Here is a 21,878-nt window from a genome sequence, read left to right as displayed (position 1 = left end):
TCACGGCGTAATCAACACATGTAATGGATTTGTTTACCGCATGGGCTGTGCGCTTCTGGATCTGGATCAGCCTTGGAAAGTAAAAGCCCGTTCGCGCAATTATATTCTGGGGCCGGAAATGGTGTACGAATGTGTGGGAGATGTGCCCAATGTGACCTTCCCTTGCGCGGCTTTGACCGATTCCGCGACAGGACGGATTGCGATCTACTACGGGTGTGCGGATACGGTTACGGGCCTTGCTTTTACCACCGTGGATGAATTGCTTAAATATATGAGGGAGTTCCCTTTGGAGATTGAGGGATAGTATCGGTGAACAGTAACAGGGCGGGGGGCTTTTGGTGTTTATGGGGCTTGGATTTGAGAATAGGAATGAATCTATGAACGGAGCCCCTCAGTTGAACTTATGAGTCCTATAAGTTATGAGGGGGTCTTAGCACTCCGTAATTCGGAGTGTTATTTTTGTTTTCAGACCCCAGCTGTGCCACCCATTGCATATCAAATGGAATTTTTGCGGAAGGACGGGCGTTGGTAATCACCGTTTCAATACAAGCGGCAAGAACACTTCGTCCACAAGATTAGCAATCGTCTGCTCGGACATTGGTTTGTTATACAGCATTAGCTCATGGCGGGCCAGATCTGCCGGCAAAGTAAGCATCCGGGGTGTAACGGCTTCGGCCGACACCTCTCCCCGGTCAACGGCCCGCTGCAGTACAATCGTCATTGTCCTGTTATGACGCCCTTGGGGGAATAATAAGGATGCGAGCGGTATGGCGCCGATTTCCGTTACGAGCCCATAAAAGGCCTTGATCATCACTTCGATGTTGTTCTGATTCATTGATTGAAGCACGCTGCATACATCGTCCCTCAAATTCCCGTAATCGGGTACCTCCTCCAGCGGGAGAGGCACGCGTTCCCGGATCGCCGCGAGTACAATCTCAGCGCGGTTGGCCCATCGACGGTACAGCACGGCTTTGCTTGTCCCCGCCCGTTCCGCCACTCCATCCATCGTAAGATTAGAATAGCCTTGTTCAGTCAACTCTTCCCGTACGGCTTGCAGGATAGCCGCTTCCAGCTCTTTGCCTCTGCGTCTGTTTTTCAATTTATCCGGGTGTTGAGAATTGGACATGTTGTTCTCGTACTCCTTTAGAAAAATTCGTTGCGTTTCATATAGGGATAGTATATCATAAACGCAAATAAGAAACCAAAAGTTTCTTATTTTTCGATCAAAGGGAGGCAATCAACATGCAAAAACAAGGTTCTACAGCGCTTGAATCGGCTGAACAGCAGGCAGCCGAGAAGAAATTGATGTGGATTCTAATGGTTGGCATTCTGGCTCCGCTATTCGACACGACGATAACGAATGTGGCTATTAATACGCTGGTTCGGGAATTCAATACCTCGGTGTCAACCATTCAATGGGTTATGACCGCTTATCTGCTTGCGCTTGCTATGGTCATTCCCTTCAGCGGCTGGGCGGTGGAGCGATTCGGGGGCAAGCCTATGTGGCTATTTTCGCTGGGCATGTTCTTGCTCGGTTCTGTGCTATGCAGCTTGGCATGGAACGTGGAGAGCCTGATTTTTTTCCGTACCATTCAAGGGATCGGCGGGGGATTGCTGATGCCCATTATGCAGACCTTGGCAGTGCGCGCCTCTGGAGGACGAAATATGGGCAAAAAGATGGCCACGGTGGCTTTACCGGCGCTGCTTGGGCCGATACTCGGGCCAGTGCTGGGAGGCCTTATCATCAACCATCTGAGCTGGAGATGGATTTTCTTTGTAAATATTCCGCTCTGCATCGTTGCCATCATTATGGCGTGGAAAGAGCTGCCTAATGAAGAGCGCGGAACCCGAACGTTGCGGCTGGATCTGCCGGGACTGATGCTGCTCTCCCCAGCTATCGTGCTCATTATTTACGGTCTTGGAGAAGTGAGCTTGAGTCACGGTTTTGGACATGCTGCGGTTCTCGTTCCCGTTATAGCAGGGTTATCGCTTCTAGTTGTATTTGTCGTTTATGCCTTTCGCAAAGGAAACGAAGCGTTGCTCGATGTTAGGCTGTTCCGTGTGCGTTCCTTTACTGTATCCGCGGCACTGCTTTTTCTATCCGGCCTGACCTCCTACGGGGCAATGCTGTTGCTGCCGCTGTACTTCCAGCAAGTCCGTGGCGAATCGGTGCTTCTATCCGGTCTGCTGCTCGTTCCGCAAGGGGTCGGGATGCTGCTGACAAGATCGCTTGCCGGCAAACTAACGGATCAGATCGGTTCGAAGCCCGTCGTTCTTGTCGGAACCGTCCTTACCATGCTTGGAACATGGCCGCTTACGCAGCTTAGTGGAGATACGAGCTATTATTATTTGAGCGCGGCATTGATCGTGCGGGGAGCAGGATTAGGCGCTGTTTTTCTGCCGGTCATGGCTTCCGCTTATATTGGCCTGTCTTCGCAGCAAATCCCGCATGCCAGCAGCACCACTCGTATTATGCAGCAGATCGGCGGCGCCTTCGGTGTATCGGTTATCGCTATTATTTTGCAGAACGAGCTAAATTCAGTCTTGTCACATGACCCGGCAGCTGTGGCTGTTGCGTTCAATCATACGTTTATCTGGTCAATTGCCTTCTCTACATTGGCGCTAATTCCGGCGGCATTTCTGCCGAGAATAAAAAGATAAATTCGAGTGAATTCACTTCGTGATAGCCCCTGAGCGCAAACTGTATAACTCGTATAAATCTAGTGAAATAAGGGGAATGGCTGTTACCCGAATAAAAATCTAAACAAACGGAGTTTGGCCCCTTTATTAAGTAAATGGGTGGCAGAGCTACGTCGTATAGCTTAATTTCCTTCTACCAGAGTAAGGGATTTGCTCTGCGTTTACGGAAGATATTCGTATCTGCTGAGGGTTATCCCAATTCGTTCTGTGAATAATTCAGCTTGTATTCCTTGGGACTCATCCCTGTATATTTGGAGAATACATGCGTGAAATAGGCAGGTGTCTCAATGCCCACGGCTTCCGCGACTTCAAATACTTTACTCGCCGGATTCCTGAGTAATTTCTTGGCCATATCAATCCGGTACTTGTTGATCACGTCGATGATGGACTCCCCGGTTACCTTTTTGTAAAGGCGGCTGAGGTAGCTGCTGTTGATGTGGATATGGTCCGCAATAATCTGCAGATTCAGGTTCTGGTTGTAATGCTCTCTTATATATTTCTGGCATTCTATAACGATGTAATTGGGCTGCTTGTCACTCTGCGCCATTGCCCTTGAGCAGCTGTGGATCAGGCGCCCCAGGATGTCTGTTAACAGCTGAATGCTCTTGCTCTCCTGGATTTGCTTGTAAACCGCGGATTGGTTTTCATCCAGCTCCGGTGCGAAGGGTGTGCTTGCGCTCAGCAGACGGAAACAGTAGGAACCGATAAGCAGACAAGCTACCTTTACATTTTCTATCGGCTCTTTGATGCTCTTGTAACTCTCAAGTAACTGGTCCAGATGCTGGACCGCCAGATCGTTTTGTCCTTGCTGTAGATGTTCGGCAATTTGCTCTGCGGCATGATGGGGAGGAGCTCCGGGAGTGAGTGTCTGATTCGTATGGGGCATATACACAGCTACATAATTATCGTTATAGAAGCTGCCTTGAAGTGCCTCTCTGGCCTCAAGATAAGCCACCCTGAGTGTCAGAACATCCCGGTGGTTCAGACTGATGCCGATATTGACATGGTACTGCCTGAAGTTCTCTGCCATGGCAAGGATTTCATTACTGATCGTGAGCAGCGCTTGTGTGGATACTGATGCATTGCCGCCGTCCATGGAGACAATAGCGAGCAAGGTGTTTTTCTCCATGGTCATGATATAAGAGGGACGTTCCCCGAAGGCCAGTGCAAGGAATTGGCGGATGGACGACAAGAACCGGTGATGGTCATTCGCCGGGGCATCCGCATTTGCATGGAGGCCGGGCATATCCTTAACTTCCAGATAGATCCCGAAATAGTTCTCCAATTGCAGACCCAGCTCTCTTGAGCGGCTGAATAAACCTGCTTCATCACTAATCAAGCCGCCTACGGCTTCCTTCAGAAATTTCTCGCTGATTTCGGACAGATTGTCGTTGATTTTGCTCTCCAACTGTCTAACTTTCTGCGTCTGCTCCCTCTCCTTTTCCAGCAGCCGAGTTGCCTTTTCAATAGCCCGGGGAATCTGCTCGGTCGGATTGGTCTTGACCACAAAATCAACCACTTCATATTGAATGGCCGTTTGGGCATAGGAGAAGTCCGCGAAGGCAGTAAGAATGATGACCTTGGTCTGCGGAAAGTTCTGGTGCACATAGTCCGATAAAGCAAGACCATCCATCCCCGGCATGCGGATATCGGTTACAATAATATCGATATCATAATAGCCCAGTATCTCTACCGCTTCCAACCCATTGGATGCCTCACAAACAACCTCGCACTCAAGAACGTCCCAATCAATAAAACACTGCAGCCCTTTTTTGATAACAGGCTCATCATCAACAATCATGACGTTATACATGCGGAATTTCCCCCGAATCTGCTGGTATGTGAAGGGTAACTTTGGAGCCTGAACCGAGTTCGCTCTCAACATCCACTCCATAAGCCTCGCCGTAGATCAGCTTCACCCGTTTATGCGTGTTGATCAGGCCAATATTGTTGTGGCCTTGTTTGCGTATGGTGGTATTCTCGAAATTATTCCAATCCCGTGGAACATGCTCAAATCCGATGCCATTGTCCGTGATCTCGAAATAGACCGAATCGTTTCTGCGGTAAATGCGGATATGGATCATCCCCTTGCCCAGCTTTTTTTCCACACCGTGCACCACAGCATTTTCCACCAGGGGTTCAACACTCAGCTTGGGCAGGAGCAGATCCAGTAACGCTTCATCCTCGATCTGGATCGTATACTCCATCTTATCTTCAAACCTTTCTTTCTGCAGATAAAGATAAAATTTGATTAAATCCAGTTCCTGCCGGATCGGGATTTTGGCCAGGCTGCTCGAATAAATACTTGCCTGCAGCAGCTCAGTAAGCGATGTCACCATTTTGTAAACGGTCTCATCTTTGGACAATTTCGCTTTGTAACCAATGGTAATGAGCGTATTGAACAGAAAATGGGGATTCATCTGGGCTTGTAAAAATTTGATCTCCGACTCCCTGATCAGCAGGTGCTTCTCATACACTTCCTTGATGAGATAGTTGATCTCATCTGTCATGTTGTTGAAGGTGGTACTCAGCTGATTAAGCTCCACATCCTTGTAGGCTGGCATTCTTGTGTTGTAATCCCCTTTCTTTACTTTGCGGATGCTCCGCAGCAGATCACGGACGATCCGTGTAAAGCGAAGAGATAACAGAATTCCTGCCGCGAGGGATACGAAAGCAATCAGAGCGATGATCCAAATGTAATTGTACATGCTCCCTGATAATTTGGAGAGTACCTGTTTCCTTGGAATGCCTGCAATGAAAGTAAGCCCGGTTGTACCGATGCTGCGGGAAGCGGCCAGGTAGGTCTCCTGATTTAGCTTGACGTCACTTACCTCGGTATTGTCCTTAAGCGCCAATATATCAGGAGAAACGATAGAACCTAACTCATGCTTATCGCTACTTGAATAGATGGTTCCCCGGCTATCAATAATGTAGGCCATAGCGCCCTTAAAGGCGAGCAGTGCGGAATACTCTTCGGCTAAATCTGCCTCATTCGTGCCAAAGATCAGCACAAGACGCTGCCGGGGAAGATTGATATTGGACATCACCCGTGTGAAATAGATGGTGGGGTCCCCGGGGCTTGGCGTGAGAATTTCCTTACCCCGGACCATTCTGCCATTAACCGATTGATAGACAGCGAGATTGTTCCTGTTAATTTGTTCAATGTTAGGCGGTGACTTTAGAACGGATACATAGTTGTCCGTATCAAAAAATACATAGGCCGTTGACAGCAGGCTGATATTCCAAGCATTGTTGAACATAAGGCTGTACTTCAGATCCTCTTCCATTTCACTTTTATTCATGAATTTCTTGTAGAAGTCATCGCTCAGTGACACATCGTTGATTAGCCAGTTTCTTAACATTTTATTGGAGAGGAAATGCAGGGAGGTATTATCAATAATCTGAAAGGATTTCTCAATATTGTCGTTGGTCTGGCGGATCAGAAGGGACAGATTATCATTGGCATTCCTAGTTAGAATCTGGGAAATGTTCCAATAGAAATAGCAGCCAGCGAACGTCATCGGCAGAAGAATCAGAAGAAAGATGATAATTACAATTTTATTCCTTACCGGGATGCGGGAGAGCCATCCGGAAATGGGGCGAAGGCTGAGCCGTCGAAGGAGATGTTCTTTGGACATGCAGACTGCTCCTTGGTTGATGAGTCTTATAGTAAGCGTATTATATAATTTTTTTATTGCGGCGAATAGGCAAACAGAAGGGAATTCAGACGTTCGGGCGATATGGTAAAGAAAACGATGAAGAGTTAAAGAAATCTGAAATCCCTTTCATCCATCCCGCTGCCTTGCCCTATTTACTCAAGATTTTATAAAAGATAATACCGAAAAACGAATTCATTCGCTTTTTTCTTTGTTCTACAATGAGAGCTGTAACAAACTGCAATGGGCCGAAGGGTTACGCTCATGCATCACGCTATCATTATTAAGGGGGATTTAGTTTGAAGAAACCAATGCACAAAACGGGCTTTGCTCTGGCAAGCACGCTGATTCTAGCCATGTCCATTTCGGCATGCGGATCAAAGAATTCGGCAGAGAACAGCGGGGCGGCTGCAACAGCGGGCCCGGGAAATGCCGCGGCGGCCAAGGCGCCTGTGAAAATTTCTTATCTTACCTTCCGGGTCGGCACTCACGCGTCAGCCAAGATGGAGGAAGAGCAAATCAAGCAGTTCAACGCCAAGTATGGTGATGAAGTGGAGGTTGTGGTTGAAGAAATTCCAAGTGACGCTGCATATGTTGACAAGATCAAGATTCTGGCAGCCTCCGGGGATGTTCCGGATGTCGTCATGGGCAAGGACGGAATTAATGACGTTTTGATCAAAGGAAATCTTGCAACCCCTTTCAATGATTATTTAGACAAGGACCCGGAGTGGAAGGCCGCCATCGGAGAAGATGCGCTATCCTCCAATACCCGGGACGGAAAGATCTGGTCGATCAGCGATCAGAAGCAGAACATCGGTTATTTCTACAATAAGGAGATGTTTGAGAAGGCAGGGATCAAGCCGGCGGAGACTTGGGATGAATTTATGAGCAACAACGAGAAGCTTAAAGCAGCGGGCTTTGTTCCGCTCGCACTCATGACCGGGGAGAATGCCTGGACGACCAATCTGATTCTTGCTGCCATGATCGGCACTAACGGGGACAACGGCAAAGCGTTCATGAACACACTGCACCCCACCGACTTCAATACGCCCGAAATGAATCAGGCGCTTAACATGATGAAGGAGTTATTGGAGAAGTATACGACCAAGGATGCACTTGGAGCCGGATACGCCAACGCAGCGAACGCCTTCAGCCAGAACAAGGCGGCGATGATTGCAAATGGTCCCTGGATGATCGGAGACTTCAGCGATCCGACCAAATCCAGTGAAGGTTTCGATAAAAAGGTGGGAGTTGCCGCTTTTCCGAACAACAGCCTGATTTCCACCTACGAGGTGGGCTATATGATCGGAGCCAAAACGCCGGAAACCCGCGAAGCCGCTGAGAAATTCATTCGTTTCAAGACAGGGCTTGAGGGACAGACCATCGCGCTTGAATACGGCAATGTGATGCCGGTATCGAATGAAATCCAGCCTTCGGACGCACTTAAGCAGAAATATCCGATTGTAGTTGAATCTATTATGGTAGCCCAAAAGACGCAGCTTCATTACCGGACGCTTGATTCCATCGTGTATCCGAACGTAACAGATGCATGGAAGAACCTTTATCCGAAGCTGATATCCGGCCGGGCAACGGCAGAAGAAATTGCCAAGGAACTGACGGATATTGCTGCCAAAAATAAATAAACTGTAAGCTGAGGATTGGGGAGGACCATATGGATGGTTAGGAAAAATAGAGGAAATATCGCGCTTTTCCTGTTGCCGACAGTAGCATTGTTTATTATTGTCTATGCCGTCTCACTTGTCATTCTGTTCGGTACGTCCTTTACGGAATGGTCGGCCGGACGAAGACCGGTGTTTAACGGTCTCGCTAACTATATACAGCTGTTTAGTGACGATACCGATTTTCGCAAAAGTGCTCTGAATACACTCGTCTGGGTTGTACTCCAGTCTACGGTACACGTTGCCATCGGCACCATATTCGCGATTATTCTCAGTATGAAGGAATTCTACTGGAAGTTTGCACGAACAGTTTACATGTTCCCTAACATCATCTCGGGGGCCGCTGTGGGTATGTTGTTCCTGTGTATGCTCAATCCTGATTTTGGTGCGGTGAACAGTATTGCCCGCTTGTTTGGAAATGCCGATTATGCCCAGAACTGGTTCATGGATTATGCGACAGCCTTCTTCTCTGTCACAATGACCTGGCTACCCTATGCGGCTGTCGTCACCATTCTGATTCTGGCCGAAATCGCAGCGATTCCGGAAAGCCTGTATGAATCCGCACGCATTGACGGGGCCAGCACTTTCAAGATTAATCTGTACATCATCCTTCCAATGCTGCGCAACATTATCGGCACCTGCGTGATTCTGTCCGGAACCAGCATGCTGCAGAAGATGGATATTATTTTGATGACGACTGGCGGCGGACCCGGCAATGAAACCATGAATTTGCCAATTTATATTTACAAGACCGCACTCATGAACAATAACTTCGGTTATTCCAACTCAGTGGGCGTCTTTCTAATCGGCTTTGGCTTGATCTTTGTCCTGCTGTGCCGAAATCTGTTCAGAATAGGCAGCTCCCAAAACTGAATGGAGCGGATGGGGTGGAAATGTTGAAAAAAGGTTTGGCTGTACTCAAATATGGGTTTGTGTTCTTGATTGTCCTGTTATCGCTGGGTCCGTTCCTGTGGGTGCTGCTGGCTTCGTTTAAGACAAATGCCGAGATATTGACCAATTCACTCGGCTGGCCAAGCAGCTTCCGCTTTTCCAATTACACCATGGCCTTCAAAATAGCGCCGATATCCCGGTTCTACATCAACAGTGTAATCGTGGGGATCTTCGGAACTGTGCTCAATCTGCTTCTGCTTGGAATGGCAGCCTATGTCCTGGCGCGCTTTCAATTCCGCGGCAAGAAGCTGCTGATGGGAGCCTTCTCCCTTTCGCTCTTGATTCCAGGCGCTGCAATGCTGCAGCCGTTATACTTGACGGTTAACACGCTCGGGCTGTACGACAAGCTGATTGGACTTATCATCGTATATACCGGCTTTGGATTGCCGGTCTCGCTCTATATTCTATCAAGCTATTTCCTGACGATTCCTAAGGAAATGGAGGAATCGGCTTACCTGGATGGTGCGAGCTTCATCCAGACCTTCTTCAAAATTATATTGCCTATATCGAAGCCGGGCTTCGGCACGGCTGGGGTGATGCAGTTTCTGCTCTGCTGGAATGAATTTCAATTCGCTATTATTCTGACAACGGGCAATCAAAGCCGCACACTGCCGCTTGCGCTCTATTATTTCAAAAGCCAGTTTGCCAGCGATTACGGCGTCATGTTTGCGGCCACGATGGTCGTCATCATCCCGAGTATCCTGGTGTATATCCTGCTGCAGGAGCAGGTGGTATCCGGACTTGCTGCGGGAGCAGTTAAGGGATGATGAACCGGATGATAACCAAAGGAAAGATACCGGAGAAACCAGGAGGTTGCAGATGAATGAGGAAAACCTGTGGTGCCTGAAGGAAAACGGATATCAGGCCGGATTACACAAGCATTATGAAGGACTCTTTACCCAGGGAAACGGCTATATGCATGTCCGTGGAAGCTTTGAGGAGGGGTGCAGTGATGCGCCCCAGGATGAGGACTACCTGCGCTTTCCTGATAACGTTACGCTGGAGAAGCCACGGCACCTGAAGTCCAAGCAGGGAACCTATATTCCGGGCATTGTGGGACGGCATCCGCTGCTGAAGGAAGAGATTATCAATCTCCCTTATGTTCTGGGACTTGAATTCCGGTCAGCCGGCGAGCGGCTGGATATGGACCGCTGCCGGATCAGCAGCTACAGACGCTGGCTGGATCTGCGTGATGGAAGCCTTCATCGTGCATTCATATGGGAAACGGAAGAGGGGATGCAGCTTCAATGTACCTACAGCCGCTACATCAGTATGGCGGATACCCATCTTTGCATCCAGCGGGTACAGCTTGAGGTGCTGGCAGGCGAAGGCAGGCTGGAGGTGAAGGCCACCCTCCGGGCTGATGTACGCACCAATGGAATGAATCATTTTGCCCGGATTGTTCCCTCAGCAGAATCAGAAGGAAGCCTGTCACTCGAGACGCTGACAGAGGAGGGCAATCAGATCTTCATGCTGTCTGCGCTGGAAGCCTCTGAAGCCATGAACTGGCAGGAAGACAATACCCGGACGATGGCTGCACTCCGCGGGGATTGCAGGCTGCAGAACGGGGACCGCTTGACTGTCACCAAGCTGACTGCGGTGACAACCGACCGTGATAGGGAGGAGGGAACGGTCTGTGACAGGGCGCATGAACATCTCAGCCGCGCACGCGATTTAGGCTGGGAGCAGCTGTATAAGCGGCATACTGACAGCTGGAAGAGCAAATGGCAGCATGCTGATATCCGTATTAAGGGAGATGATATAGCGCAGGTAAGCGTCCGGGCATCGCTCTACCATCTGATCCGCGCAAATAGCGGGCAGGATGCGCGGGTGGCGATCTGCGCCAAGGGCTATGCCGGGGAGGCCTATTTCGGCAGGTATTTCTGGGACACAGAGATCAACCTGCTGCCCTTCTACCTGCACACTAACCCGCAGGCCGCCCGTAATCTGCTTCTGTTCCGCTACAATACGCTCGATGGAGCCAGACGCAACGCGAAGAATTATGGATACAAGGGAGCACGGTATGCGTGGGAGTCCTCGCTGAGCGGGGAAGAACAATGTGCCAACTGGCAGTATGCTGATCATGAAATTCATATAACAGCGGATATAGTGTATGCGATATATCACTACGTGAGGGCTACAGGAGATCATGAATTTCTGGAGCGCTACGGCATTGATATTCTGGTGGAGACGGCCCGTTATTGGTGTGACCGGGTGGATTGGAACCGGGAGGGGGCCTGCGAACTGCTCGGCGTTATGGGGCCGGACGAATATTTGCCCTTTACCCGTAACAATGCCTTTACCAACCGTATGGTCAAATTCAGTCTGGAGCAGACCGTTGCTTGTCTGGACAGCCTGCAAGGCAGCATGCCGGACAGCTATGCGACTGCGGCAGAGCGGCTGGATATTCGCCCCGGTGAACGGGAGCTCTTCCGGCGCACAGCGGAGAAGCTAAGGCTACCGTATGACAGCCAGAGCGAAGTTGTTCCGCAATCCGACGATTTCGCCTCCTATGCAGATGTGGATTTTGCAAGTGTCTGGACCGACAAGTCCAGGCCTTTCGGCCATTTCATTTCCCAGGAGCGCAATTATCGTTCCAAGGCGTTAAAGCAGGCGGATGTTCTGGAATTAATGCTGCTGTTCCCGCAGGAATTCACCCGGGAGCAGCTGAAGGCGGCCTATGCCTATTATGAGCCGATCACGACTCATGATTCCTCTTTGTCCGTGGCGGTTCACGGTATTGTGGCCTCCTGGCTCGATCAGAAGGAGGCTGCTGCGGATTTCCTGCAGCGGGTGATGGCTATTGATCTCTCGCCTGAGAAAAAAGGTGCCGCTGAAGGAATTCATATCGCCAATTGCGGCGGTTTGTGGCAGCTTATCGTTTACGGGTTTGCCGGTTTGAAGAGTGCAATGTGGAGTGAAACCCTTCAGCTTGAGCCCCGTCTGCCCGAGGGCTGGGAGGAGCTGGACTTTCAGATTGCCTGGCGGGGAGAGCGCTACCGGACAACCCTTCATCCAGGTGCTTATGAAATACACAAGCTGGACGGGAGGGAAGCAATTGCAGACACAACCATTTGAGGCAGCCATCTTTGATTTGGACGGCGTGATTGTCGACACCGCGAAATTCCACTACAAAGCCTGGCAGCGCCTTGCCGGTGAGCTGGGATTCGCCTTCAGCGAAAGCGATAATGAGCAGCTGAAAGGTGTCAGCCGCATGGAGTCACTTGATCTTCTGCTTCGGGCCGGCGGGATCACGGAGGTAACGCCGGAGCGGAGGGAGGCGATGGCTTCCCGGAAGAATGAGTGGTACACAGAGTACCTTGCAACACTTACACCCGCTGATGTATTGCCCGGTGTAACCGACTTTCTTAGGCAATTACACTCATGCGGAATCAAAACAGGGATTGCATCGGCCAGCAAAAATGCTCCTCTGATCTTGGAGAAGGTGAACATCAGGCCGTTGTTTGACGCAGTGGTAGACGGCAACACCATTGTCAGGGCGAAGCCGGACCCGGAGGTATTCCTCCGGGCAGCCGGGCTGCTGGGTGTGGCGCCGGCCGCATGCTTTGTCTTTGAAGATGCTGCCGCCGGTGTAGAAGGTGCGATCCGGGCAGGCATGCGCGTTGCTGGCATCGGAGACGGGCGGCTGCTTGTCCGCGCTCATCTTACCATCACCAGCTTTGAACAGCTTAATCCCGTGTATCTGCTGACCCATATAGGCGTAACCGGCCACACCGGACGGGGAGACCGTACGGATGGACAATAAGCGGATAACCGGATTGACACTGGCGCAGCTGCAGCCGGGCATTCCGCAGGTGCTGCCGGAAGGCAGCTTTGTTACCCTGACGCTTGTTACAGACCGCTTCGGCTCGCAAATGCACCTGTTGACTATTTCCAATGGCAGACTTGTCTTTACCGTGATTCTGGAACGGGGAATGGACATCGGGGAAATCAGGCTGGATGCTGAGAAAATCAGCTGGGACCGTGATGAGCGGTATCTGCTGCATCCGGATCACGTCGATCTGACCGATAATGAACATTCGGGCTGGGATTCAGGCTTCTATGCGGCTGTGGCTGCCATAGGGCCTGAAATCTTCGGCACCCCGGATGAGGAAAGAACCGTCCATGGAACAGGGTCTTATTCCCCGGCGCTGCTGGAATCGGTACGGCTAATTTGGGATGAGCGGCAGATCTGCCTGGAGGGGAATGTTCCAGTGAGAGGGTATGGAACGTTGCCTGTGTATGAAAAATTAATCCGCATCGTAACCAATTACGGGGCAGCTGCGCTGTTCCGGGAGGATACGGTGCGGAATTTAACAGATACCGCCCAACCGGTTGATGACGGATACCATATCCAGCTGGCGGGGGTTTTCATGTCGGGAGGCGGAAGCTATGTTCTGCCGGTCTCGCCCGGGAAAATGTTGCTCCGCGATTCTGCCCCGCCGGAGGAAGACCCATTAGCTGTCTACAATTCCGGGAGCAGGCTGGACCCGATCCGCTGTTATCAATACATTCCTGAACCCGTGGAAGGGCTGGCCGCGCTGCCGCAGGTCCGCGACTACCACGCTGTCGCAGGCGGGGGGCGGGAGTTGACGGCCGAGATGCTGGTGAACACAGGACAAGATGCCGCGGCTTATGTGATTCGTTCTCTGCAATGCTTTCCCCGTTCACTGATAGCCAAACGGGCGACCGGGGACTGCATGTATGCTCTGGAGCCTTGTAAAACCAGACCTAATTCCATGAAGCAAAAAACAATAGACGGAGAGATGGTCTATGTCGGACCCCGCGGCCAGAGTACCGGCTGGTTCATCTTGGGGGCGACACGTGATCCGCAGGAAATTACAACCCTTACGCACTTAATCCGAAGTGCAGCAAAATGACTTACGCCAGGAACACAGACTCCATCTAGGTTTAAATGAAACTAAATAACCAGTCACCGGTAGATTTGCGGCGACTGGTTATTTAGTTTTTCGTTTTCTGCCGGGTTTTTCTCACAGCTTGCTTTTATCAAAGTGTATATTTGGACTTCCAGCTGCTGTTGCCGCTAGATTTCTTAAATCAACCCGCTGTCTGTGGCTGAAATCCGGCGACTGCTGCTGTAAATAGCGAGCTTTATTGCGGAAAGCTTCCGGTGTGCGTTTACTATTTAAAATCCTGCACTCTAGGAATCCAAGTTGCAAAATGTACAATATTTGTTTCCTTACCGAGTGATCTTAAGCCATTGTTCGGTTGCTGGTTTGGTTATAGTCTTCATATTATTCTTGAAATATTTGCGGTACAGGGTACAAGAAGCGCTCCCCCTTGGAACAGTGTAAGGGGGAGCGCTTGTTTATGCCTTGCAGAACCGGTAATCTCCGTTTCTCGTCAATGCTTATCTCAAATAATTCATCAGGATCTGCGCTGCTTCTGCACGGGTGGCAGGAGCTTGGGGAGCAAAGGTACCGTCAGCCCGTCCTTTCACGAGGCCAAGCGCAGTCGCTGCAGCCACTTGATCCGCTGCCCAGTCGGAAATGTCTGCAGCATCCTTAAGGGGAGGGCTGACCGGAGCGGCCGGAATGGCACCATGCTGGAGCCGGTACGCCCGCATCAGAATGACGGTCATCTCTTCACGGCTGATCTCTGCATTCGGCTGGAAGGACTCCGGAGTCCGGCCGGTAATCAGACCGGCCTGCACCATGCCGGAGAGAGCGTTCTGATACCAGGCGCCTTCCGGAACATCGGTGAAGGAAGTGGTGCCTCTGCCGCTTAGCTGCAGCGTGTTCGACATCAGCTGCACGAATTCAGCTCTGGTAATGTTCCGGCCGGGCTGATAAGCCAGCTCCGATATACCTTGGATCAGATGTTTTGCAGACAGCTCACGCAAGGCTTCAAATGCCCAGTGCGTGACAGGGACATCGCTGAATTGCTTGGAATACTCCAGCAGCGCGTACATGCCGCTGCCGTCAAGTAGCGCCTTCAATCCGCCGTCTTCCGCTGCACCGCCCAGGTAGGTGAGTGTACCGTCACTTCCCACACGGTACAGGCCAAGCAGCCTCGGATCAAGTCCATCGGCCGGCCAGCTGAGGCCTACCGGAGCCGGATATTTCTCAAGCCGATGGACCGCTCCATCCGTTCCGGACAGGCTCAGATCATAATCCAGCAGCCTGCCTTTCAGCGCTACGTCGGCTTCCGTCTTCAGCTTAACTTCCTCCAGCGCCTTCCGCCCTGCCTTCAGCAGGATCTTGGCACCTCTGCTCTCAGCAGCAGGCATGGCTTCGGCCAGCTGCTTCAGCAGCTCCGGCGCCAGCACAAGCTCTATTCCGTCTCCCTGCACACGCAATGATTTTGTTCCCAGCAGCTCCCCGGCATTCACCGGAAGCTCAATGGCAGCCGCTTGCCCCACCTGCACAGTAACCACCCCGTTCACCGCCGGACTGCTCAGCTGGGCGGCTGTAATGACTGCAGCCGAAGGCCGTGGCGTTGCGGTTGGCTGTGGTGTTGGTGCTGGATTCGCCGTTGTTGACGGCGGGCTCGTCGGCGTCACCGGAGGATCCGTTGGCGTTACCGGAGGACGGTTGACAGTCAGTTCAATCGTCTTTGTATTGACCGCATCTACATAAGTACGGTCCCCGATGATACGGGTATTGGTCACCTCTGCCTTATATGCCCCGGCATCAGCAGCCCCGGCCTTCACAACAGTCAGGCTGTTGGCATTGGCACCATCCAGTACAAGGTCATTCTTCAGCCAGCGGTAGCTGAGCTCTCCATATACCGAGTTGGCTACAACGGTAAAGGTAACTGAGTCCCCCTCCACTACCGGATTACCGGTTGCCGTGAACGACTGGACCGACGGGACTTCATGCGCCGGATACACCTTGAGCCTAAGCTCCGTTCCAGTGATACGAACCGAATTCACCTCTGCTTTGCCGGTCAGCACCACACGGTACTGCGTTCCGTCATCTTCCACTCCCGGAGTGAAGCGGTATACCGCACCGGTAACAGTCGGGACCGTCAGCCAATCACCGCCGTCCGGGTGTTTCACTTCCCACTCGATAGACTCAACGTCTCCTGTCGGCTCAACCAGCAGCATTAGCGGTTCACCTTCCACAGTGTCAAGCAGAGAAGGCAGATCGGTCCCGAATGCCGGAATTATCCATTCCGCATCGGCCGGAAGCACCTGCAGGATGTATTCCTGCTCTCCGGTTAAGCCGCCTTCGCCCGTCACGACGGCCTTGTACCGGTAGCCGCTCATCGCTTCGGACAACTCCGGAAGCGTCAGCACGTCGCCCGATCCGACCGGTTCGCCGTAGCCTTCTCCCTGGTCCACATACCAGGTGTAGGACAGGGTTCCTGTCCCTGTTCCGGCAGCGCGGAGGATTCCGGCCGATCCCGCCCGCAGCGAGCCTTCGCTGACAATCTGCACCGTAGGCGCCTTAAGCGTCCATTTCGCCGTCAGCGTCAAGGCACCCGGCACCGTCTGGGCGGCAAAATCCCATTTCGCAGCATCGTTGTACCAGCCCTCCAGCTCATAACCTTCCTTTGTTACAGCCGGAGCAGTCAATGGTTCGCCGTACACGGCCTGAACAACCGTCTGGGCCGGACTTCCGCCATTGGCGTTAAAAGTGATATCAAAGGTTCCATTTAGCTCAGTCAAAGCGCTGATTTCACTATTGCTGAGATTGCGGATTTCTATTTTCATCCGCTGATTATCTTTCGCCTGGTCATCAGCTAACCTTACCTTTGCGCCATCACTAAAGGATGCTCCTTCTACAGTGATTACTTTATTATTGCTTTTGTTAACTATTTTGTAGTAGTCACCGTCTTTTTCCAGTTTCCACTGTTGAGTATCCGGTATGGATCCGGAAGCTTTTGTATTTTGACAGATTTGCAGTATGGTTGAACCGGGAAGAATGTCGATGACAAGACCGCTTTGAACCGACTGGATTTGATAATAACCTGTACCGAGATCCAGGAATCTCCATAGCTGATTATTGCCGTCGCCATTGGCCCATTGGTTGATTACTGCCAGCGGATTACTTGAAACTTTGTCCACATCCAGTGCTTTTCCGCTGTGTTTCGGCTGGATTTTAACCATCTTTTCGGGAATGATTTTCTTGGCAGTTGAACTCATAAATCCGCCCAGGGTCTTATCTATAGTGAGACTGTCGATATTGAATCTTCCGGTATCTCCTTGTTCACGGATGAATTCAATTACATTTTTACCGGCGTTCAAGTTTACGGACTCCGTACTGTTATTCCACGTATCCCAATTCGCTGTCGGAGGTAGAGATACTTGTTTGATTCTCTGTCCGTTAACATACATTGTCATGGTTATATTAGAACTCTGTACGCTGGAATACCGCAGTGTTGATGTATAGGCAGCTGTATTGGGGACATTGACTTCAAACTTGACCGCATCGCCTGTTTGCTCAAATCCGCCTACGAATCCGTTGCCTTCATACCATAAGTGATCTTTGGCAATCTTCAGGCTGCCCGCTCTGGTTGCTTCTTCTGCCTGATACCGCCAGGGAGTCCGCTTGTTAAGATGAATACTGTCCATATTTATAATGCCTGAATGATCCGTTTCATTTTTATAAGCGATCGTGTTTTTTCCCTCTTTCAGACTTAACGTCTCAAGCTGCTCCTTCCAGACCGTAAGTCCGCCAGTAGAGGGGAGAGTAATATTTTTAATCTTAGTGCCATTCAAATACAAACCTAAGGTTTTACCTGCAGCTTCTTTGGCATATCTCAGCTTCACATCATAAGACGCCGCATTCTCAACATTTACAGCAAACTCTACAGATGAGTCCGCTCTGGAGAGGCCGGTTACATATCCGGTCCCCATATTGCCGTCTTTGGCGTAAACGACTGCAGCGTCATTCGCGCCCGCAGTTTTGGCATCTTCAGCTCCATAATGCCAGGTAGTTGCATCGGTAACCGTTATATAGTCCAGATTGACATTGCCGGTGTCGCCGGCATCGTATTTATACATGATCGTATTTTCCCCTTCTTGAAGGAAAACATTGTCATAGCGGTCGGCCCAGCTGTCCCAGCTTTTTAGGCTGAAGAAGTCTACCTGCTTAATTTTGTGCCCGTTTACATACATACTCAGGGTCCTGTCATCATTAAACCCTAAGCTGTAGCCCAGCTTAACCGAATAGCTGCCTGCACTGACGGCATTTACCTTGAAGGTAACCGCAGAATTTGAAGTCCATAATCCCCCAATAAATCCGTTTCCGCTATATCCCGGATGGTCTGTATCCACCTTTGCATTTCCGGACAGCCCGGCATTTTCTGCTTCATATAAGCTGCTTCTTTTGATAATCATGGAATCCAGAGCCAAATTGCTCTTGCCAGAGAGGCGGATCGTATTGCTTCCGGCGTTAAGCTTAATATTATAAGCAGATTGAATATCGAAGTTTGCATCAAATCCTGCATTAGAAGTAAAGGAAAGATCCCGGGCAGCTTCCCCATTGACTCCTAATTTCATGTTAATAGCATTCGCCGTATTATTGTTGTATCTGAAATCCAGGGAGTAGGTTCCTTTGGCGGCAGTGTTTACAGTAAACTCAACATAATCACTTCCGCTGCTGTTATTGTATTTTTCATATACACCGCCCGAAGCATAGCCGCTTTTTCCGATGACTTTAGATACTCCTGCGAGCTTTGCATCCTCGGCTTCATAAATTTCGCTTTTTTCCTCTCCGGAGGGTCTGTTCAGGACAGTGCCGGGATTGGAAGGGATTCCGAGATTGATGAAATCATTATCATCCCAGGAGATACGCTGCGCTCTTATTCCTCTGTTTCCGCCGCCTTGTCCATGGGTCGGTATGCCATGATACATAATCCAATCCTCGGTGTCGTCTTCGGACTTAAGGAACAAGGGGGATCCCGGCCCATAGGAGCTGTTTTCATCCGATCTTTTCATCACCGGCTCAGGATATTTCACCCATGACTGGGCATTCATCACATCTGAGGTTGCATTAGCTACGGATACGCCTACAGCATAGTTATCATTCATAAAGCTGCTTGCCGAGTAGGCGAAATAGATTCTACCGTTTCTTTCAACGACCGCAGCGCCTTCATTGATATTGTCGCCATGCTTTTCCCAGTCATATTGCGGCAGGGCCACTTTACCTTCTGCGCCTTCCAATGTCCATGGGTTCTTCATTTTGACAATCGTAGGGCTCTCGTCAAATTTTGTCTTTGCAGGATCATTAGGATCAGGGTAATAGTAATATTTGGTATAGGTGAAGTATGGTTCTCCTTTAATGGATACAACACCGCATGCTAAACCATAGCCCTGCGTGTTCAGCAGTCCCTTCTTGACCGTAACCTGTCCATCGCTGTCTGCATTGGCGGATTCTCCCTTAAGCTCCCAGGTTCCTTCAAAAGGATCGGGAGACGGGTTCTCCAGGACGTAGGAGCTTGGATGTCCATATCCGAAGCTCTCCTCCGGACCAGAAGAGAAATACAGATACCATTTGCCGTCCAGCCTATATACGTATGGACCCCACACGTATCCGAAATTATCGGGCTTCTTCCAGACTACCTTGCTTTTTGCAGTGGATACTCCGAGAATGGTTTCATGCCTTTTTAAGGTGATATTATTATCGCTTGAAAAAGCTGAATAGTAATAGCCGTCTGCAGTCCTGGCAATGGTAGGATCAGCACCTCCCATAAGCTGGTTAACATAATTAGAAGTTACCTCTGCACTGGAGATGCCTGCCAGCAATATTGAAAGTATGATTGCAAAGGGCAACATCATTAAAATTTTTTTCCTCATAGTAATCTCCTTGTCTGCTCAATTTTTTCCTCCTTAAAGATCCGGACCTCTTTTTTGAAACCGCTTACTTTTTGGCGTAGCGCTACGCATTCATTATAAAATAAAAGCGGAACCGTTTTTCCGCATCATGTTTTGCGATATTTTGAGGGATTATAATTACCGAAGAAGAGTCTTGAATGAAAACTTGATTTTCTTGTATTTTTTTTAGTTTTCTTATGATATTTTTACCGGGTGAATATTGCTGAAAGGAAGCAAGCAAATAATAAATTTTAGAGTTTTTATTTCGAGAGGAGTGATGTGTTATGTTTATTGGACTGCAGACTCGGTATATGTTAACAAAGTCTCCCGAATCAGCAAATCGGGTAATAGAACGGCAGACACTGCTTCAACTCCTTACCGTGCGCGTCTGTGATTCCCAGCAATATGAGCGTTTGCGTAAATTGCACTTATGCAGTTGCAATGCCGTATACCGAACAATACGTACGGTGGTGAGAGGAATGCGATATAGTCGCCAAATTTTTTGTGCACTCCGTCAATTTGTATAGCGGGCGTACTGCCGCTTTTTTTCTTTGATAAAATACTCATAGCCTTTAACTCCTCCATAAAGAGAGAGCTTGTACAGGATTCTAAGGACGATACTCCTGAACAAGCTCCACCGGAAATGTTTCAATAAATCTACTGCTTTATGATGTTATGACAATCCCTAAGATTGGCGGGGCGCAGCTGGCCCAAGCCCAATGGAGCAGAGCCAATTCAGCGCTACCTCATGCATCACGTTGATGTTGTCTACCTGACAGTGTTCTAATCCGCCAAGTCGTCTATCCTCTATCGCGTAGAATGTCTTGTTTTTCGAACCCGCCTGCTCGTAATTCTTCATGGCTTGTGTCAGCGGATTGGGCTGAACCAATATCTCTTCCGCTCCATGCATGACAAGCAGCGGACATTCGATCTGGTGGAGCACGCCCTCAAGATCATAGGCAAAACGCGGATTCCCCGCAAAATCCTCCAGGCTTTCTGCCCCCAGAATTCTCATGCCGTGTGCGGCCAGACTTGGCGGCATCCATGTAAGCATGGCTTTCCAGTCGAAGGCATGCGTACCGCCGTCGGAGATGACGGCAGCAATCCTGTGATCGAACGAAGCGAATCGCAATGAGTCGTAAGCCGCAAAACTCTCCCCGTGCACGATAATCTTATCGGGATCGACTTCCGGCCGTGTTAGAAGGAAGTCGATGGCCCGGGAATGGAAAGCCTCGCTGTCCGCCCGTCTCCCCTTTCCCTTTTCGTACAGCGAGAGGCCGGTGCCGGGCTGGTCATAGACCAAAAAGTTATATCCACACGAAATGAAGGCAGGACCCAGCCAGAAATAATTTTCAATGGACCACTCGTCACCACCGTTAAGCGCAAACACGGTCGGCTTTGGGCCTTTGATCCAGGAAGGGGAGAAGAAGTATCCCTCCAGCTTGACATCCTCGTAATCGACCTCGATTTTCTCCGGGCGGACATCGAAGTACTTTCCGGCAGCTTCGAAGAGTTCATTAACCTTCTTAAAAATACGGATTTTCTCGGTGTCATCATCCATCACCGCATACTCTGCGATTCTGTAGTAATTGCAGGCACGAATGTAGCAGTTCCGTGCGGTATACCAGTTTCCGGCCGTTTCGGCCTCCTTGCCGTGTCTTTCCAATGCCTGAGCGGTGATGAGCCATTCCCTGTGCCACGTATCCTTGTCATCGGGATCGATTTTTTTGCAGGCCTCGTAGATTTCGGTGACGTCCGTAGCACCAAGGCTTGCCATACCCAAAGCTTTGGTAACTTGGTATGACATCATGTAGTTATTGGGCCAGCGGCTGAACTCAATTGACATTTCGACATCCTCCTTGTCAAGTTCCAGTGATTGTAGTTTTTTTACTACAAGTAATTTTTACATCCAAAGATAAAGCTTCTTTAAAGGAAAAATAAAGGTTTATAAAGAGAATATAAAAAACTATAAACCGCTAAAAAACAAAGTTAAAGGCTATTGCCTGGGTATTGACACCCGGCAGTAGCCTTTAACTTTGTTGTAAAAGAAGATATGCAAAAATAAAGTCAGCGTTGTGCCGCCCGGGGAAGGCTGAATCTTATCCCCAA

At 50.0% G+C, this 21,878-nt stretch carries 13 protein-coding genes; 8 read left to right on the top strand and 5 right to left on the bottom strand.

Features of this window, described 5'->3' with window-relative positions:
* Nucleotides 1-304: glycoside hydrolase family 130 protein (locus A3848_RS22550; RefSeq protein WP_483874434.1), on the top strand; the 304-nt coding region annotated here is incomplete at its 5' end.
* A 228-nt stretch (nucleotides 305-532) separates the two neighbouring features.
* Here the strand turns inward: A3848_RS22550 and A3848_RS22545 are convergent.
* Nucleotides 533-1,126 carry a TetR/AcrR family transcriptional regulator gene (locus A3848_RS22545; protein WP_074087123.1) on the bottom strand — a complete coding sequence of 198 codons (594 nt, stop codon included), beginning with the start codon at nucleotides 1,124-1,126 and terminating at the stop codon, nucleotides 533-535.
* A 116-nt stretch (nucleotides 1,127-1,242) separates the two neighbouring features.
* Here A3848_RS22545 and A3848_RS22540 point away from each other — a divergent pair, with 116 nt between their 5' ends.
* On the top strand, nucleotides 1,243-2,661 hold the full coding sequence (locus A3848_RS22540; protein ID WP_074087122.1) for an MDR family MFS transporter: 1,419 nt from the start codon (nucleotides 1,243-1,245) through the stop codon (nucleotides 2,659-2,661).
* A gap of 229 nt (nucleotides 2,662-2,890) precedes the next feature.
* Here the strand turns inward: A3848_RS22540 and A3848_RS22535 are convergent, their stop codons facing one another.
* Both A3848_RS22535 and A3848_RS22530 read right to left on the bottom strand, forming a co-directional pair.
* Nucleotides 2,891-4,513, bottom strand: a complete 1,623-nt coding sequence (locus A3848_RS22535) for a response regulator (RefSeq protein WP_074087120.1) — start codon at nucleotides 4,511-4,513, stop codon at nucleotides 2,891-2,893.
* Nucleotides 4,506-6,338, bottom strand: coding sequence for a cache domain-containing sensor histidine kinase (locus A3848_RS22530; RefSeq protein ID WP_074087118.1), 1,833 nt, complete (start codon nucleotides 6,336-6,338; stop codon nucleotides 4,506-4,508). The genes A3848_RS22535 and A3848_RS22530 overlap by 8 nt, the downstream gene beginning before the upstream one ends.
* A 317-nt stretch (nucleotides 6,339-6,655) precedes the next feature.
* Here A3848_RS22530 and A3848_RS22525 point away from each other — a divergent pair, with 317 nt between their 5' ends.
* From A3848_RS22525 to A3848_RS22500, 6 genes are read left to right on the top strand one after another with little or no spacing between them, the layout of a single operon-like run.
* Nucleotides 6,656-7,999 (top strand): ABC transporter substrate-binding protein, encoded by a 1,344-nt coding sequence (locus tag A3848_RS22525; protein WP_218618684.1) that lies wholly within the window; start codon nucleotides 6,656-6,658, stop codon nucleotides 7,997-7,999.
* 33 nt (nucleotides 8,000-8,032) lie between these two features.
* The gene (locus A3848_RS22520; protein WP_074087116.1) at nucleotides 8,033-8,908 is read left to right on the top strand and encodes a carbohydrate ABC transporter permease; all 876 of its coding nucleotides are present in this window, start codon (nucleotides 8,033-8,035) and stop codon (nucleotides 8,906-8,908) included.
* A gap of 20 nt (nucleotides 8,909-8,928) precedes the next feature.
* Nucleotides 8,929-9,753 (top strand): carbohydrate ABC transporter permease, encoded by an 825-nt coding sequence (locus A3848_RS22515; RefSeq protein ID WP_083609619.1) that lies wholly within the window; start codon nucleotides 8,929-8,931, stop codon nucleotides 9,751-9,753.
* A 52-nt stretch (nucleotides 9,754-9,805) separates the two neighbouring features.
* On the top strand, nucleotides 9,806-12,064 hold the full coding sequence (locus A3848_RS22510; protein ID WP_074087125.1) for a glycoside hydrolase family 65 protein: 2,259 nt from the start codon (nucleotides 9,806-9,808) through the stop codon (nucleotides 12,062-12,064).
* Complete coding sequence (pgmB, locus tag A3848_RS22505; protein ID WP_256701727.1) at nucleotides 12,045-12,752, top strand: beta-phosphoglucomutase; 708 nt, start codon at nucleotides 12,045-12,047, stop codon at nucleotides 12,750-12,752. Before A3848_RS22510 ends, pgmB begins: the two co-directional genes overlap by 20 nt.
* Complete coding sequence (locus tag A3848_RS22500; protein ID WP_074087114.1) at nucleotides 12,742-13,866, top strand: DUF4432 family protein; 1,125 nt, start codon at nucleotides 12,742-12,744, stop codon at nucleotides 13,864-13,866. The genes pgmB and A3848_RS22500 overlap by 11 nt, the downstream gene beginning before the upstream one ends.
* A 491-nt stretch (nucleotides 13,867-14,357) precedes the next feature.
* Here the strand turns inward: A3848_RS22500 and A3848_RS31440 are convergent, their stop codons facing one another.
* Together A3848_RS31440 and A3848_RS22465 are read right to left on the bottom strand one after the other, a co-directional pair.
* A complete protein-coding gene (locus A3848_RS31440; RefSeq protein WP_083612298.1) occupies nucleotides 14,358-19,751 on the bottom strand; it encodes a CBM35 domain-containing protein in 5,394 nt (1,797 codons plus the stop codon).
* Nucleotides 19,752-20,454: 703 nt separating this feature from the next.
* Nucleotides 20,455-21,615 (bottom strand): alpha/beta hydrolase, encoded by a 1,161-nt coding sequence (locus A3848_RS22465; RefSeq protein ID WP_074087110.1) that lies wholly within the window; start codon nucleotides 21,613-21,615, stop codon nucleotides 20,455-20,457.
* Nucleotides 21,616-21,878 lie beyond the last annotated feature (263 nt).

The organism is Paenibacillus sp. P32E (assembly GCF_001909085.1).
GTDB lineage: Bacteria > Bacillota > Bacilli > Paenibacillales > Paenibacillaceae > Paenibacillus_AQ > Paenibacillus_AQ helianthi.
This window is presented reverse-complemented; position numbering and strand designations above follow the sequence as displayed.

Bases quoted from the DNA above. Each gene is read 5' to 3' on its own strand.
- A3848_RS22545 (WP_074087123.1), bottom strand. From the start codon at position 1,126: ATGTCCAATTCTCAACACCCGGATAAATTGAAAAACAGACGCAGAGGC.
- A3848_RS22540 (WP_074087122.1), top strand. From the start codon at position 1,243: ATGCAAAAACAAGGTTCTACAGCGCTTGAATCGGCTGAACAGCAGGCA.
- A3848_RS22535 (WP_074087120.1), bottom strand. From the start codon at position 4,513: ATGTATAACGTCATGATTGTTGATGATGAGCCTGTTATCAAAAAAGGG.
- A3848_RS22530 (WP_074087118.1), bottom strand. From the start codon at position 6,338: ATGTCCAAAGAACATCTCCTTCGACGGCTCAGCCTTCGCCCCATTTCC.
- A3848_RS22520 (WP_074087116.1), top strand. From the start codon at position 8,033: ATGGTTAGGAAAAATAGAGGAAATATCGCGCTTTTCCTGTTGCCGACA.
- A3848_RS22515 (WP_083609619.1), top strand. From the start codon at position 8,929: ATGTTGAAAAAAGGTTTGGCTGTACTCAAATATGGGTTTGTGTTCTTG.
- A3848_RS22510 (WP_074087125.1), top strand. From the start codon at position 9,806: ATGAATGAGGAAAACCTGTGGTGCCTGAAGGAAAACGGATATCAGGCC.
- A3848_RS22500 (WP_074087114.1), top strand. From the start codon at position 12,742: ATGGACAATAAGCGGATAACCGGATTGACACTGGCGCAGCTGCAGCCG.
- A3848_RS31440 (WP_083612298.1), bottom strand. From the start codon at position 19,751: ATGAGGAAAAAAATTTTAATGATGTTGCCCTTTGCAATCATACTTTCA.
- A3848_RS22465 (WP_074087110.1), bottom strand. From the start codon at position 21,615: ATGTCAATTGAGTTCAGCCGCTGGCCCAATAACTACATGATGTCATAC.